This is a genomic window from Hymenobacter qilianensis (genome assembly GCF_014638675.1).
In the GTDB taxonomy this organism is placed as follows: Bacteria; Bacteroidota; Bacteroidia; order Cytophagales; family Hymenobacteraceae; genus Hymenobacter; species Hymenobacter qilianensis.
This window is the reverse complement of record NZ_BMFN01000005.1, coordinates 51,108-65,739: the sequence shown is the minus strand read 5'-3', so window position 1 is coordinate 65,739 and position 14,632 is coordinate 51,108. Positions and strand designations below refer to the sequence as shown.

The 14,632-nt window shown below is 64.2% G+C and carries 6 protein-coding genes; all 6 read left to right on the top strand.

Annotated features, from left to right (window positions below):
• The first annotated feature begins 303 nt into the window (after window positions 1-303).
• The 6 genes from IEW06_RS19180 (at window position 304) to IEW06_RS19155 (ending at window position 14,427) form a co-directional block, all read left to right on the top strand.
• The gene (locus IEW06_RS19180; protein ID WP_188548780.1) at window positions 304-1,215 is read left to right on the top strand and encodes an ABC transporter ATP-binding protein; all 912 of its coding nucleotides are present in this window, start codon (window positions 304-306) and stop codon (window positions 1,213-1,215) included.
• The gene (locus tag IEW06_RS19175; RefSeq protein WP_188548779.1) at window positions 1,212-4,814 is read left to right on the top strand and encodes an ABC transporter permease/M1 family aminopeptidase; all 3,603 of its coding nucleotides are present in this window, start codon (window positions 1,212-1,214) and stop codon (window positions 4,812-4,814) included. The genes IEW06_RS19180 and IEW06_RS19175 overlap by 4 nt, the downstream gene beginning before the upstream one ends.
• A gap of 129 nt (window positions 4,815-4,943) precedes the next feature.
• Window positions 4,944-5,792: a thioredoxin family protein gene (locus tag IEW06_RS19170; protein ID WP_308422045.1), complete on the top strand. Its 849-nt coding sequence runs from the start codon at window positions 4,944-4,946 to the stop codon at window positions 5,790-5,792.
• A 456-nt stretch (window positions 5,793-6,248) separates the two neighbouring features.
• The gene (locus IEW06_RS19165) at window positions 6,249-7,163 is read left to right on the top strand and encodes an ABC transporter ATP-binding protein (protein ID WP_188548778.1); all 915 of its coding nucleotides are present in this window, start codon (window positions 6,249-6,251) and stop codon (window positions 7,161-7,163) included.
• Entirely contained in the window at window positions 7,160-10,768 is a 3,609-nt protein-coding gene (locus tag IEW06_RS19160; protein ID WP_188548777.1) for an ABC transporter permease/M1 family aminopeptidase, read from the top strand. Before IEW06_RS19165 ends, IEW06_RS19160 begins: the two co-directional genes overlap by 4 nt.
• Window positions 10,765-14,427 carry an ABC transporter permease/M1 family aminopeptidase gene (locus IEW06_RS19155; RefSeq protein WP_188548776.1) on the top strand — a complete coding sequence of 1,221 codons (3,663 nt, stop codon included), beginning with the start codon at window positions 10,765-10,767 and terminating at the stop codon, window positions 14,425-14,427. Before IEW06_RS19160 ends, IEW06_RS19155 begins: the two co-directional genes overlap by 4 nt.
• Window positions 14,428-14,632: the final 205 nt, after the last annotated feature.

Below are 14,632 nucleotides of genomic sequence, written 5' to 3'. Positions count from 1 at the left end.
GAACAGCCCAGAGGCGCCGGCCTTGAGCCGTTGGTAAGGAAATAGCGCCGTTCATGAAGAAATGCGGGCCGCGGGGCAGGCAGGAGAATAAATTGGACGCAGTACCCGGCTTTAAATCCTTCCGCCATGAAACGTCTGTCCTATCTGCTGCCCCCGCCGCTGCTTCGGTTGCTCGCCATGACGGCCCAGGCCCCCACCTCAGCCCGGGATAAACAAGCGGTTCGAGCCGCCTTCCTGGAGTAAGCAGCGTCCTTGTCGCCGGGCAAAGTCTTGTTTTTCAGAACGTTGACCATCCACAAGCCCATGAAATTAACGATCAATCACCTCTCCAAGACCTACCCCAATGGGGTAGCGGCCCTCCAGAATGTGTCCTTTACCATTCCGGCGGGCATGTACGGTCTGCTGGGTCCCAACGGGGCGGGCAAATCCACCCTGATGCGCATTCTAGCTACGCTGCAGGAGCCGGACGCTGGCAGCATCCGCCTGGGCACTCTCGATGTGCTGCGGGAGAAGGAGGCTGTGCGCCAGACTTTGGGCTATTTGCCCCAGGAGTTCGGCGTCTACCCCAAGGCTAAGGCAGAGGAATTACTCGACTATTTCGCTATCCTCAAGGGCTTTACGCAACGTCTGCCCCGCCGCCAAGTAGTGGAGGCACTACTGCGCAAAACGAATCTGTGGGAGGTGCGCCGGCAGCAGCTGGGGGGCTTTTCCGGGGGCATGCGCCAGCGCTTCGGCGTGGCGGTGGCCCTGCTGGGCAACCCGCGGCTGCTGATCGTGGATGAACCCACCGCGGGCCTGGACCCGGCCGAGCGGGTAAGATTCCTTAATTTATTGAGTGAGCTGGAAGAGAACAGCGTGGTGATTCTCTCTACCCACATCGTGGAAGATGTCGCGGAGTTGTGTACCCACATGGCCATCATTAACCGGGGGTGCATCCTGCTGGAAGCCGAGCCGCTCCAGTCCATCGAACGCCTAAAAGGAAACATCTGGCGCAGCGTGCTTGACAAGCAGGCGCTGCCCGCCGGGGAGCAGGCGCAGGCCGTACTCTCCACCAAGCTGCTGGGCGGCCGCACCGTCGTGCGGGTATACTGCGAGGCGTCGCCGGGCGCTGGGTTTGAACCGGTAGCCCCCGACCTGGAAGATGTGTACTTCAGCACCCTGGCCGGGCACTACGGACCCAGGGTGCAGCAGCCGGAAAGGGAGGTGGTCGTATGAAGCTGTGGACGGTTTTTCGCTTCGAGGTAGCCTACCAGGCCCGCCAGGTCTCAACCTGGTTTTATTTCCTGCTGCTGCTGGTGATTACCTTTTTCATGGCCCGCGAAGTCTTCCTTGATGAGGCGCAAGTGGGTGGCTTCTTCCTCAACGCCCCATTCGCCGTGGCGCAAATCACCCTCGTCGCCGGCATCATGGGGCTGCTGGCGCTGGCGGCGGTGGCGGGCGCCGCCGCAGCGCGGGACGTGGAGACGCGCCTGCATCCGCTGCTCTACTCCGCCCCTATCGGCAAGGCCTCCTACCTGGGCGGGCGGTTTCTGGCCACCTTTACCCTCGGGGCGCTGCTGCTGAGTGCTGTTCCCCTGGGGCTGCTGGGGGCTGCGCTCCTGCCGGGGGAGCACCGTGACCTCCTCGGGCCCACGCGCGCGTCTTCTTATCTGAGTGCCTATTTCCTGCTCGCCCTACCCAACGCCTTCACCGCGATGGCGCTGATGTTCTCGGCGGCGGTATTCGGCCGGCGGGGCATCGTGAGCTATCTGGGGGGCATTTTTATTTTCTTCGCCGCGTTTGTCAGCTGGCAGTTTGTGGCCGTAGAGCAGGGGTACTGGGAGATAGGGAAACTAACGGACCCGCTGGGACTTACGGTGCTCGGTGAGTTGTCGAAAGTCTGGACCAAGGCGCAGAAGAACACGCTCCTGGTCGGGCTGCAGCCGTCCATGCTCGCCAACCGCCTCGTATGGCTGGGCGTCGCGCTAGGCAGCTTAGCGCTCACCTATTTCCGTTTCCGCTTCGCCCACCTCGCCGAGAGCTCCCGCCGGGGGCGAATTGCCCGAGGCAGCCATACCCCATCCGCCCTGCCCGCAGGTAGCGTTAGGACGAAGCGTACCCCCCTTGTCGTGCCGACGGTCCGGCCGGCGTTTGGGCCCGCCACCAGGGTGCTGCAGGTCCTGGCTATCGCGCGGGAGTCCTTCCACCTCATCGGCACGGGCTGGGGTGGCCTGGGGGTCGCGGTCCTGGCCGCGTTCTTCATCCTGACTGCCCCCCTGTCCCTGGCTAGCTATTATGGGGTTCCGGAGCTCCCCACCACCGGGCAGCTAATAGCCCTGCTGGAAAACCCCAGCGATCATGGCATCTGGCTGGTTATCCCGCTGCTCATCATTTACTACGCGGGCGAACTCGTCTGGCGCGAGCGCGACGCCCGCCTAAGTGAAATCGTGGGGGCGGTACCCCTACCGGAGTGGGTCTCCTTCGCCGGCAAGTTTGCGGGGCTCACCCTGGCGCTGGTTGTCCTGCAGGCGCTGTTGCTGCTGGCCGCGCTGCTCGTGCAGCTGCGCTTAGGTTACTACGAGTTTGAGGTCGGGCTGTACGCGCGTGTCCTGTTCGGTATCCGGCTCACCGATTACCTTTTGCTGGCCCTGCTCGCCTTCTTCCTCCACGTCGTGGTCGACCAGAAATACGTCGCTCACCTGCTTGCCGTAATAGCGTACGGGGTGGTGGCCTTCGGCCCGCTCCTAGGAATTGAGCCCGGTCCCCTGGTCTATGGCTCCGATCCGGGGTGGTCGTACTCGGACATCCGGGGCCTAGATCCCTTCCTGGGGCCGTGGCTGCTGTTCAAGCTGTACTGGGCGGGTTGGGCCCTGCTGCTCGGCCTCGCGGCCCTACTGCTCTGGCCGCGGGGTAAGGCGCAGGGCCTCCGGCACCGGCTCCGCGGGGCGGGCAGCCGCTTGACGCGCGGGGTGGCCGCAACTAGTGCCGTAGCGGTGGCCCTGGTGCTGACTTTCGGGGGCTTGATCGTGTACAACCTGCACGTGCTGCACCCGCGCCACGCTGCTCCCAGCGGGGAAGCGTGGCGGGCTGAGTACGAGCGGCGCTATGGTCGGTACGCCGGCATTCCGCAGCCGCGGGCGACCGCCACGCGCCTACACGTCGAAATCTATCCCGCGCGGCGGGTAGTCGAGATCCGGGGAACCTATCAGCTGGTGAATAAGAGCGAGTTCATGATCGATTCCGTGCACGTGGCGACGGCCTTAGGGGGCGAAACCCGGTCGGTAAGTCTCAATCAGCCAGTGCGGGCTCAGCGTATAGACCAGAAGCTCGGCCACCGGATCTACGGGCTGGCGCAGCCCCTTCGGCCGGGCGACTCCTTGCAGCTGGCGTTCGCGGTCCGCTTCGACCCGCGGGGCTTTCCGAGTGACGGGATGGATCCATCCGTGGCCGCGAATGGCACGCACTTCGGGGACTGGTTGCTGCCCCGCCTGGGCTATCAGACGGGCCGCGAGCTGCGGGAGGCCCGGCAGCGGCGGACGTATGGGCTTGCCCTGCGTCCGGAGGTCCCCCCGCTGGATGACGCGCGGGCGCTTATGGACGAGGCCGGGCAGGAGTGGGTCAACTTCGAGGCCGTCGTGGGCACCGACGCCGGACAGCTCGCGGTGACGTCCGGCACGCTGCGCCGGACGTGGGCCCAGGGTGGGCGTCGCTACTTCCATTACGCGACGGATGCGCCCATTAAAAGTGACTTCACTTTCTTCTCTGCCTCCTACGCCGTCCGCGAAGGGAGGTGGAAGAATACGCAGATCCAGATCCTGCACCATCCCGGGCATACCCTGAATGTGGATCGCATGGTCCGCGGCGCGCAGGCGGCGCTCGACTACCTTACCCGCCAGTTCGGGCCTTATCCGCACCGCCAACTCCGATTCGTGGAAGTACCCGGCAACCAGAAAACCCTGTTCGCTGCCCCAACCAATGTCTCCTACCAGGAAGGGTTCGCGCTGCTCCAGGCCGACGAAGACCCGCGGGGGGTAGACCTGCCGTCCGCGACGGTCGCGCACGAAGTGGCCCACCACTGGTGGGGCCATCAGTTGGCGCTGGCCCAAGTCGGGGGGGCAGCGCTGCTTACCGAGACCCTGGCCTGGCACTCGGCGCTGGAAGTGGTAGAGGCCACCCACGGGCGGGAGCACTTCGAAAAACTCCTGCGTATGGTCCGCAAAGACTTCCTAGCCCCCCGCCCCCGCGCCGCCGACCCGCTGCTGCGGTCAATTGACCGCGTGCAGTACTACCGCAAGGGGCCGCTGGCGCTGTACGCGCTCCGGGAGTACATCGGGAAGGAGCCGGTGAACACTGCCCTGCGACATCTGCTCGCGCAACACGGCCCCGGAACTATGCCCCTGGCGACCCCGCTCGACCTTTACCGGGAGTTGAAAGTGGCAGCGCCGGACTCCCTGGACTACCTGGTGCATGATCTCTTCGCGGCCAATACCTTTTGGGCGCTGGAAACGCAGGAGGTCACGGCCCACAAGACCACAGCCGGCACCTGGCAGGTGACCCTGGCGGTGCAGGCGCGCAAAATGGTCATCGATGCCGAAGGGGTAGAGACCACGGTACCCTTAAACGACTGGGTGGAGATTGGCCTGTTCGCCCCTGCCAGCGAGGGCCCCGGGTTGGGAAACCCGCTCTACCTGCAGAAGCACCGCCTCCGCGCCGGCAGACAGAAGATCACGGTGACCGTGCCCCGAAAACCCGCCCGGGCCGGCCTGGATCCGAATTACCTGCTCTTTGATTGGGACATGGAGGATAATACCATGGAGGTAAAGTTCATAGAATAAGGACTTGTGTAAGGGCAGGTAAGCGGAGCAGGCACTACTGTTATTTCGGGCCAACAAAGCGGAACTCAAAGCTGGTAAGTAGTTAGCGTTTTAGGCTGGTAGCACCGGAGGTAACGAGCCTCCTGGGGGATGAGAGGACAAATAACCGAACCGAAGACTACGGCTGCCGCCCCGCCGGTGCGCGGGGTAAAGCTGCCCGAATTTCGGCAACTACAACAACTGCCCCGGGAGGCAGGCCTTGGAAAAGCCGCTGGATTTGACCGAGCCGGAAACGGCGCTGATAACCTTCAAGCCCTAAACGGGCGATGTTTCATTTCTCACCTAACTTTTTTTGCCATGAAAAAGCGATTAACTCTGGTAGTACTGCTGGTCCTGGTGGCCATACTAGGCAGCTTCTTCCTTGCCCGCGGCCGCTACTTCGCCGCAAGCGGCAACCCTTCTGCAAGCGGTTACCAGGTGGGCGACCAAGTCACCGACTTCAAGCTGAAAAACGTGGACGGCCAGCTGGTGACGCTGGCCGACAACGGGGACGCCAGAGGGTACATTGTCGTCTTCACCTGCAACACCTGCCCCTTCGCTCAGGCCTATGAAGACCGCATTGTGGCGCTGCACCAGCAGTACGCCCCGCAGGGCTACCCCGTGGTGGCCATTAACCCCAACAACCCCTGGCTATCGCCCGGCGACTCCTACGGCAGCATGCAGAAGCGCGCGCGCGTAAAGAACTACCCGTTCCCCTACCTGGTCGACGCAACCCAGGACGTGGCCCGCCGCTTCGGCGCCACCCGCACGCCGCAGGTGTACGTACTGCAGCGCGCCGGCTCCGCCATCCAGGTGGCCTACATCGGCGCCATCGACAACAACAGCGAGGACGCCAAGGCCGCGACCACCAAGTATGTGGAGCAGGCCCTGGCCGACCTGATGGCCGGCAAAGCTGTTGCCACGAACTTCACTAAAGCCGTGGGCTGCACCATCAAGTAGCGCAAAAAGGCCTAGCCCGCTGGCCAGGGGCGAGAGGTCGCCGTGGGCGGCGGAAAAATGGTGGGGCTTCCCACGTCCAGCGGGAAGCCTGCGCCGGGCGTGGGGCTATTATTAAAGCTTTGAATTGCAAAGTACTTTTGTTTTATTTGCGTCGGCCGACCGCCCCGGGGCCGATTTAGAGCCAGGGGCCCCTGACGGTCTCGCTTCCCCCGGACTATTGCCCTTTTCTTACCCCTCTTTGGACTTTCCCCATGGCTAAAAATGACAAAGAAGGTTCCAAAGCGAAGAGCAGGGCGGGCGGAGCAGCCGCTTAGGGCCCCGAGTCCCGCCGCCAGGACAGCCCAACGGTCGCCAAGAACTCGTGGCGCCGGTTGGCCGCTTCGCCCTCCCCGATTACCGCAAGCTTGATCCGCTAAGAATTTATCCTTCTACCCCTCTTATTCAACCCACCGGCCGATGCAGCTAGCCATCCAGCACCTCTCCAAGACCTACCCCAACGGCGTGCAGGCCCTAAAGGACGTCTCCCTGACCATTCCGGCGGGCATGTACGGCCTGCTCGGTCCCAACGGGGCGGGCAAGTCCACCCTGATGCGCACGATCGCTACGCTGCAGGCGCCCGACACGGGCTCTATCCACCTGGGTGAGCTGGACGTGCTGCGCCAGCCCGAGGCGGTGCGCCAAACCCTGGGCTACCTGCCCCAGGAGTTTGGGGTCTATCCCAAGGCCCGGGCGGAAGAGCTGCTGGACTACTTCGCCATCCTCAAGGGCCTCACCCAACGGCGGACCCGCCACCAAGTGGTGGAAGCCTTACTCCGGCAAACCAATCTGTGGGAAGTCCGCCGGCAGCAGCTGGGGGGCTTTTCCGGGGGCATGCGCCAGCGCTTTGGCGTGGCCGTGGCTTTGCTGGGCAACCCGCGGCTGCTGATCGTGGATGAACCCACGGCCGGCCTGGACCCGGCCGAGCGCGTGCGCTTTCTCAACCTGCTCAGCGAGCTGGGCGAAAACAGTGTCGTGATCCTCTCCACCCACATAGTGGAAGACGTCAGCGAGCTCTGCACCCGCATGGCCATCATCAATCAGGGTCAAATCCTGCTCGAAGCCGAACCCTTACGGGCCGTGGAGGACCTGCAGGGCCGCGTGTGGCGACGGCTGGTGGAAAAAAGCGCCTTGCCCGAGGTGGAGCGCGAGTACCGGGTCATCTCGACCAAGCTGCTGAGCGGGCGCACGCTCGTGCACGTCTACTGCGAGCAGGCGCCGGGTGCGGGCTTTGAGCCGGTGGCGCCTGATCTGGAGGATGTGTACTTCAGCACCATGGCTGGGCACTACGGCCAGCAGCCGGTGGGGCAACCGGAAAAAGCAGCCCAAGCATGATACTCTGGACCATTTTTCGCTTCGAGTTCGGTTACCAGGTACGCCGGCCCTGGCCCTGGCTGTTTGTGGTGGTGCTGCTCGGCCTCGATTTTTTGATGACGCGCGACGGCTCCGTGGCCGAGGTGCTGTACGCCGACTTCTATCTTAATTCGTCTTTTGCCGTGGCCAAAACCACGGTGTTCGGCTCCCTGCTCTGGCTGGTATTGGCCGCGGCCATCGCCGGCGACGCCGCCGCGCGGGACGTGGCCACGGGCATGTATCCGCTTACCTACACTACCCCCGTCAGCACATTCAACTACCTGGGGGGGCGGCTGCTGGCCGCCCTCGCCCTCAACGCCCTGCTGCTGCTGGCCGTGCAGGCGGGCATCCTGCTGGGGGTGTACTTGCCGGGGGTGGAGGCGGAGCTGATAGGCCCCTTCCGCCCGGCAGCCTTTGGGACGGCCTACGCCTTTATCGCCCTGCCCAACGCCTTCGTCGCGACGGCCCTGCAGTTTGGGCTGGCCACGCGCAGCGGCCGCCCCATGGCCAGCTATTTCGGCAGTTTCCTGCTCGTGTTCATGGGCTTTTTCGTCGCCTCCTTTCTGCTGTTCAGCCGGGGCCTGGGGACGCTACTGGACCCCATCGGCATCCGCTTCGTGGTAGAAGACCTCGCGCATTTATGGACCCCACTGGAGAAAAACTGGCGCCTGCTGGCCCTGGAGGGCGTCGTACTCCAGAACCGCTTGCTGTGGCTGGGCCTCGGCCTGGGGGCGGTCGTTCTCACTTTCCTGCGCTTCCGCTTCGCGCACCGGAGTGAGAGCTCCTCCTGGTGGAGACGGCTCCGAGCCCGCGTAAAAAAGCCCCCCACGCTCCTCCCGGCCCGTATCGGCAGCCCGGCTACTCCGCCAGTAGCCCGGCCGTCGTTCCGGCGGGTCTTTGGCCTGGCCACCCAGGGACGCCAGACCCTGGCCATCGCGGCGGACTCCCTGCGCATGATGGTGACCAGCTGGGCCGGCCTGGCCCTGCTGGTCGTCATTCCCCTGCTGACCGTGCCCGTGGTGCTGGATCAGCTGGAATCCAACGGCGTGCCCCTGCTGCCCACCACTGCGCAGGTCCTGACGGAATTGACCGGCTCGATGGGCGATGAGCTGAGCCGCTGGGTAATCATTCCCTTCCTCATCATTTTCTTCGCCGGCGAGCTGGTCTGGCGGGAGCGGGATGCGCGCCTGGGCGACATCACCGATACCATGCCCGCGCCGCACTGGGTGCCGCTGCTGGGCAAGCTGCTGGGTCTGGGGCTCGTGCTTACCCTGCTGATGGCCCTGCTGACGGCGGCCGGTATCGGGGCGCAGCTCATCCGGGGGTACCAGGATTTTGAGCTCGGGCTCTACCTAAAAGTCATGTTCGGGCTGCAGCTGCCCGACTACCTGCTTTTTGCCCTGCTGGCCCTCCTTATTCACGGGGTGGTCGACCACAAATACCTCGGCCACCTGGTGGCTGTTCTGGCTTTCGTCTTCATTGCCTTGGCTTCCCTGTTCGGCGTCGAGCACAACCTGCTCATTTACGGGGCCGGCCCCGGGTGGTCTTACACCGACATGCGCGGCTTCGGCTCCTCCCTGGGCCCCTGGCTGTGGTTTAAGCTCTACTGGGCGGCCTGGGCCCTGCTGCTCGCGCTGGGCGCGAGCCTGCTCTGGGCGCGCGGCCAGGAAAGAAGCCTGGGGCAGCGGCTGCAGCGGGCGCGGCGGCGGTTTACGCGTCCCGTGGCCTGGGCGACGGGCGCAGCCAGCCTGCTGGTCTTAATCCTGGGTGGGTTCATTTTCTACAACACCAACGTGCTAAACCAGTACTTCACCGCGGCCGAGCGGCAGGCGCGGGGCGCCGCCTACGAGCGGCAGTACGCGCGCTACGCGGCCCGCCCCCAGCCCCAGCTGACCCGGACCAGGCTGCGGGTGGAAATTTACCCGGGGCAGCGGACCGTGGACATCCGCGGCACGTACCGCCTCGTCAACCGCAGCGCCGGGCCCATCGACTCCATTCACCTGGCTACTACGCCCGGCCTGGAAACCCGCGCCGTGGCCTTCGACCGGCCCGTGGCCCGCGTGGACGCCGACGAGGAGCTGGCCCACCGGATCTATGTGCTGCGGCAACCCCTGCGTCCCGGCGACTCCCTGCACCTCGACTTCCGGGTGCACGTCGCGCCCCGGGGCTTTGGCGAGAGCGGGGTCGATGCGTCGGTCGTGACCAACGGCACCCATTTCACCAACGCCTGGCTGCCGGCCCTCGGCTACCAGGCCAGTCGGGAGCTGCTCAGCGCCGCCGACCGGCGGGCGCACGGCCTGGCCCCGCGGCCGCTGATTGCCTCCCTGTACGACGTCGCCGCGCGCCAGAAAGGCGGCGGCGGGTCGGCCTTCGAAGCCGTGGTGGGTACCGACGCGAACCAGGTGGCGGTGGCGCCGGGCGCCCTGCGCCGGACGTGGACCAAAGGCGGGCGCCGGTATTTTCACTACCGCGCCGACCACCCCCTTGGCAGCGAGTGGGCCTTCTTCTCCGCCGCCTACGCGGTGCGGGAAGCCGAGTGGCACAATCCCGACGGCTCGGGCCAGGTCGTGCCTATCCGCCTCTACCATCACCCCCACCATACGGCCCACCTGGACCGCGTCCTGCAAAGCATCCGCGCCTCCCTGGCGTATTACACGCAGGAGTTTGGTCCCTACCGCCCCCCCCAGCTCCTGGTCGTGGAGCACCCCGGGCTGGGCACGGGCATGCACGCCGAGTCCGGCCTGCTTAGCCACGGCGAGGGCTTTACTTCCTGGAACCCCACGCCGGAGCCGGGCAGCCATGATCATCCCTACGCCATCGTGGCCCACGAAATGGCCCACCAGTGGACGGTGCCCTACGCGGCCGTCGAAGGTGCCCCCGTCATGTCCGAGAGCCTGGCTTGGTATTATGGGTTGAAGGCCGTGGAACACGCGCGCGGGCCCGCGCAGCTGGCGCAGCTGCTGCGCTACATGCGTCAACCCTATCCTTACCCGGCCATCCGCCGGGGCGAGCCGTTGCTGCGGGGGCTGGACCCCTACCTTGCCTACCGCCGGGGGCCTTTCGCGCTGTACGCGCTGAGTCAGTACATCGGCGAGGCCCCCGTGAACCGGGCCCTGCGCACCCTGCTCGAGAACCACCGCCCGGCGGCGGCACCGCTGGCCACCACGCTCGACCTGTACCGGGAGCTGCAGGCCGCCACGCCCGACTCGCTGCGCTACCTGCTGCGGGATTTGTTCGAGACCAACACGTACTGGGAGCTCGGAACCAAGCAAGCCACGGCTAAGCAGCTGCAGCCCGGCACCTGGCAGGTCACGCTCGCAGTGCGGGCCCGCAAGGCGGTAGTCGACAGCGCGGGCGGGGAGCGGGAGGTGCCCATGCATGATTGGGTGGAGGTGGGCGTGTTTGCCCCCGCCGAAAAGGGGGAACCCTCCGGCCAGCCGCTCTACCTCCGCAAGCACCGCCTGCGGTCGGGCCAGCAGACGATTACGGTGCCGGTGAAGCGCCAGCCCACCCGCGCGGGCCTGGATCCTTATCACCTCCTGATCGACTTGCAGAGGGAGGATAACCTGAAGGATATAGGGTCATGAAGTTCAAAGCAATCTTTCGGTTTGAGTTCAGCTATCAGCTGCGGCAGGTTTCCACGTGGCTACTGTTCGCGGCCTTTCTTTTGTTCGGATTCGGGATCCTGAGACTGGTCACGCTCCCCGACGGTACCTACCTGAATGCGCCGAGCACCATTGCCTTCTTTGCTATTTTCGGCAGCTCCATCTGGCTCCTGATTGGAGGAGGCGTGGCCGGCGATGCGGCCACCCGGGATATTCAAACCCGAATGCATCCGCTGGTGTACACGAAGCCCCTGAGCAAGCGCAGCTACCTCGGAGCCCGTTTCCTGGCGGCCTTTACCCTGAACGCCTTGCTTCTTCTGGCCATGTATGCGGGGTTCCTGTTTTCCTTTTATGGTCCCGGGGCCAAAGCAGCGTTTATCGGGCCCTTCCATCTGGCCTCCTACCTAACCGCCTACGGTTTTATCTCCTTACCTATTGTCATAGCCGTTACCGCCGTTCAGTTCACCTTCGCGGCCCGGAGCGGCCGGGCCATTGCGGCCTATATGGGCAGCATCCTGGTCTTGTTCGTTTCCCATTTCCTGGGCACTACTATAAGGTACCATCTGCGCTGGGAGGTCCTGGGCAGTCTGTTGGACCTGCTGGGGCTTGGCATCGTAGCGGACATGGAAGGATGGACGCCGCTGGACAAGAATACGCGGCTGATTCTGCTGGAAGGAAGCTGGCTCGGGAGCCGCCTGCTGTGGGGGGGCGTGGCGGGGGGCGCACTGGCCTTCACCTACTGGCGCTTTCAGTTCGCCCTCGTGACGGATGGCCCCGGGGGGCGCCTTTTCCAGCGTCGAACCGAATCCGGTCGTCCCAAGGTGCTGGCTGCCAGGGGCGCCGTGCCTACCAGCTTGCAGCCTGCCAGTCCGATCACCCTACCCGATAGCCGGCGGGAGTTCGGATTCGCCACGTCTGCGCGCCAGACCCTGGCGGTCGCCCAGACTTCCTTTTGGATGATCGCCCGCGGCCGGGGTGGCCTCACGCTGGTGGCCGGGTTAGCCCTGGGCACCGGGCTGTTTGCCACCGAATACATGGAGTGGTTGGGCGTCCCCTTGCTTGCCCGCACGGAGGAGGTGTTACGAACGTTAGCTCCTCCCCTGAGCAGCTTTAAAACCCAATGGATTATAATTCCCTTGCTTACCATCTTCTACGCCGGGGAGCTCGTCTGGCGAGAACGGGAAGCGGGCCTGCAGGAGCTTTCCGATACGACGCCGGTGCGCGAATCAGTGCTGCTGCTGGGCAAATTCATGGGGCTGGCGCTGGTCATCACCACGTGGGTTGCCTGGCTGCTGGGGGCGGGGATAATCAATCAGCTCGTCATGGAGTATCACCATTTTGAGCTGGGGGTCTACGTGCAGGTGCTGTTCGGCATTCAACTCACGAACTACCTGCTCTTCGCCCTCCTCGTCTTGGTCATCCACGTATTGGTGAATCAAAAATACGTGGGTCACCTGGTGGCCTTCGGCGCCTACGGGTGCATCCTGTTCGCCGGGATGCTCGGCGTGGAGCACCACCTCCTTATCTACGCTTCCGACCCAGGCTGGACCTACAGTGACATGCGGGGCTTCGGCCCCTTTATGAAGCCCTGGCTGTGGTTTAAATTCTACTGGGCCGCCTGGGCGTTCCTGTTGGCGGTGGTAGCGACCCTGTTCTGGGTGCGCAGCCAAGACGTCACCCTCCCCGCGCGGCTGCGCTGGGCCCAGCACCGGCTAGCCCAGCATAGACTGGCTGCGCTCCTAGCCCTAGTACTCGTCGTCGCCGCCGGGGGGGGCATTTTCTACCACACCAACGTCCTGAATGAGTATGCCAGTAAGGCGGATCGAAGGCAGATGCGCGCGGACTACGAGCGGCGCTATGGTTCGTATGAACAGGCGCCCCGCCCCGCCCTGGTGCGAACCGAGTTGCAGGTCGAGATCTATCCCGACGAGCAAGCAGCCGACATCCGGGGCTCCTACCAGCTCGTGAATCGCAGCCAGGTGGCCATAGACTCTATTCACCTTTCTACTATCCCGCACCTTGATATTAGCGACATCTCCTTTGATCGGGCGACTACCCCGCTCCTGGCGGATGAGAAGCTTGGCTACCGGATTTATGGGCTGCAAAATCGGCTGGAGCCCGGCGACTCCGTGCAAATGCGCTTCGCCGTGCGCATCGCTGCCCGGGGCTTCACCAACGGCGGGGCCGAGGCGGCTGTCGTGGCGAATGGGACCCATATTACGAGCGACTGGCTGCCGATCATTGGCTACCACCGCGACCGGCGTTTAGGCGACGCACGGGAGCGGGAAATGCAGGGACTACCGCCGCGCCGCCCCAGACCCTCCCTCTATGATGTCGCCGCGCGCCAGGAGGCCCGTCACGCGGAGCTGATGGATTTTGAGGCGGTGGTAGGAACCACCAAGGACCAGATCGCCGTGGCGCCCGGCGCTTTGCGCCGGACGTGGACGAGAGGAGACCGCCGCTATTTCCATTATGCTACCCAGGCCCCGATTCAGAACGGGTATGCCTTTTTCTCGGCCCGGTATGCGGTACGGGAAGCGCAGTGGGTGCCCCAGCTTAATTCAAGCCAAGCAGCAGCGCCCTCCATTCCAGGGGCTGGAAGTACAGCCAACCCCGTTACGATCCAGATCTTTTATCATCCGGCGCATGCGGACAACGTGGCGCGGATGGTGAAAAGCGCCCAAGCTTCGCTGCATTATTACTCCCAGGAGTTCGGTCCTTACCCCTACCGTCACTTTCGGGTGCTGGAGCGCCCCGGGCCCGGCCGCGGCATGCACGCCGAGCCCATGACGATTGATTATCAGGAAGGATATTCCTTGATGAATCCGCGGCCCGGGGGCCTCGACCTGCCCTACCACATCATGGCCCATGAAGTAGCGCATCAGTGGTGGGGGTTTCAGCTGGCCCCCGCCGCCGTGGAGGGGGCCGGTTTGCTCGTTGAAAGTACCGCCACCTATTCCGCGATGCAAGTAGTGGAGCAAACGCTCGGTTACGAGCATCTGCTCCGCTATTTGTCGCAGATGCGCCAGGAGTATGAAGTGCCGCGCTCCCGGGCGGCTCCTCCCCTGCTCCGGGCCAACGACGCGTTCATGAATTACCGCAAGGGGCCCTTCGCGCTCTTCGCGCTGCGGAATTACATTGGAAAAGATAGGGTCAACAATGCCCTCCGGCGGGTGCTGCACGCCTATTCTCCCAGTCCGCCCCTGCCCACCACGCTTGATCTGTACCGGGAGCTGCAGGCGGCCACGCCCGACTCGCTGCGCTACCTGCTGCATGACCTCTTCCAGGCCAACACCTTTTGGAAACTCAAGACGGAGCAAGCTACGGCCAAGCAAACCCAGTCCGGCACCTGGCAGGTGAGCCTCCAAGTGGAGGCACAAAAAGTAGTGGTTGACAGTGTAGGGGTGGAAACGCAGCTACCGATGAATGATTGGGTGGAGGTCGGGGTGTTCGCCCCGGCCGGGAAGGGCCAAAAGGCAGGCCAACCGCTCTACTTACAGAAACGCCGCCTCCGGTCGGGCCAGCAGACGATCACGGTGATGGTGCCGCGCCAGCCGGTCCGCGCCGGCCTTGACCCCAATCACTTGTTGATCGATCTGGAAATGGAGGATAATGACCAAAAGGTGAAGATTGAAAATTGAGGGCCGACGCGGCGGGGCTCGGGCTATGGTCACATGCCTATCCTCTTGGGGTTGAGCTGCCTCAGCGCCGAACTGTTTGACGGCAGGAGCTGGGGCAATCAGACTAAAACGCGCTGGTAGAGGAAGCATTGCCTCCCTCCTGATCAGGCCTAGCAATGCTCTAAGGTCATCCAAGGGCTAACCTAGTCCATAAAAAGGATGATTG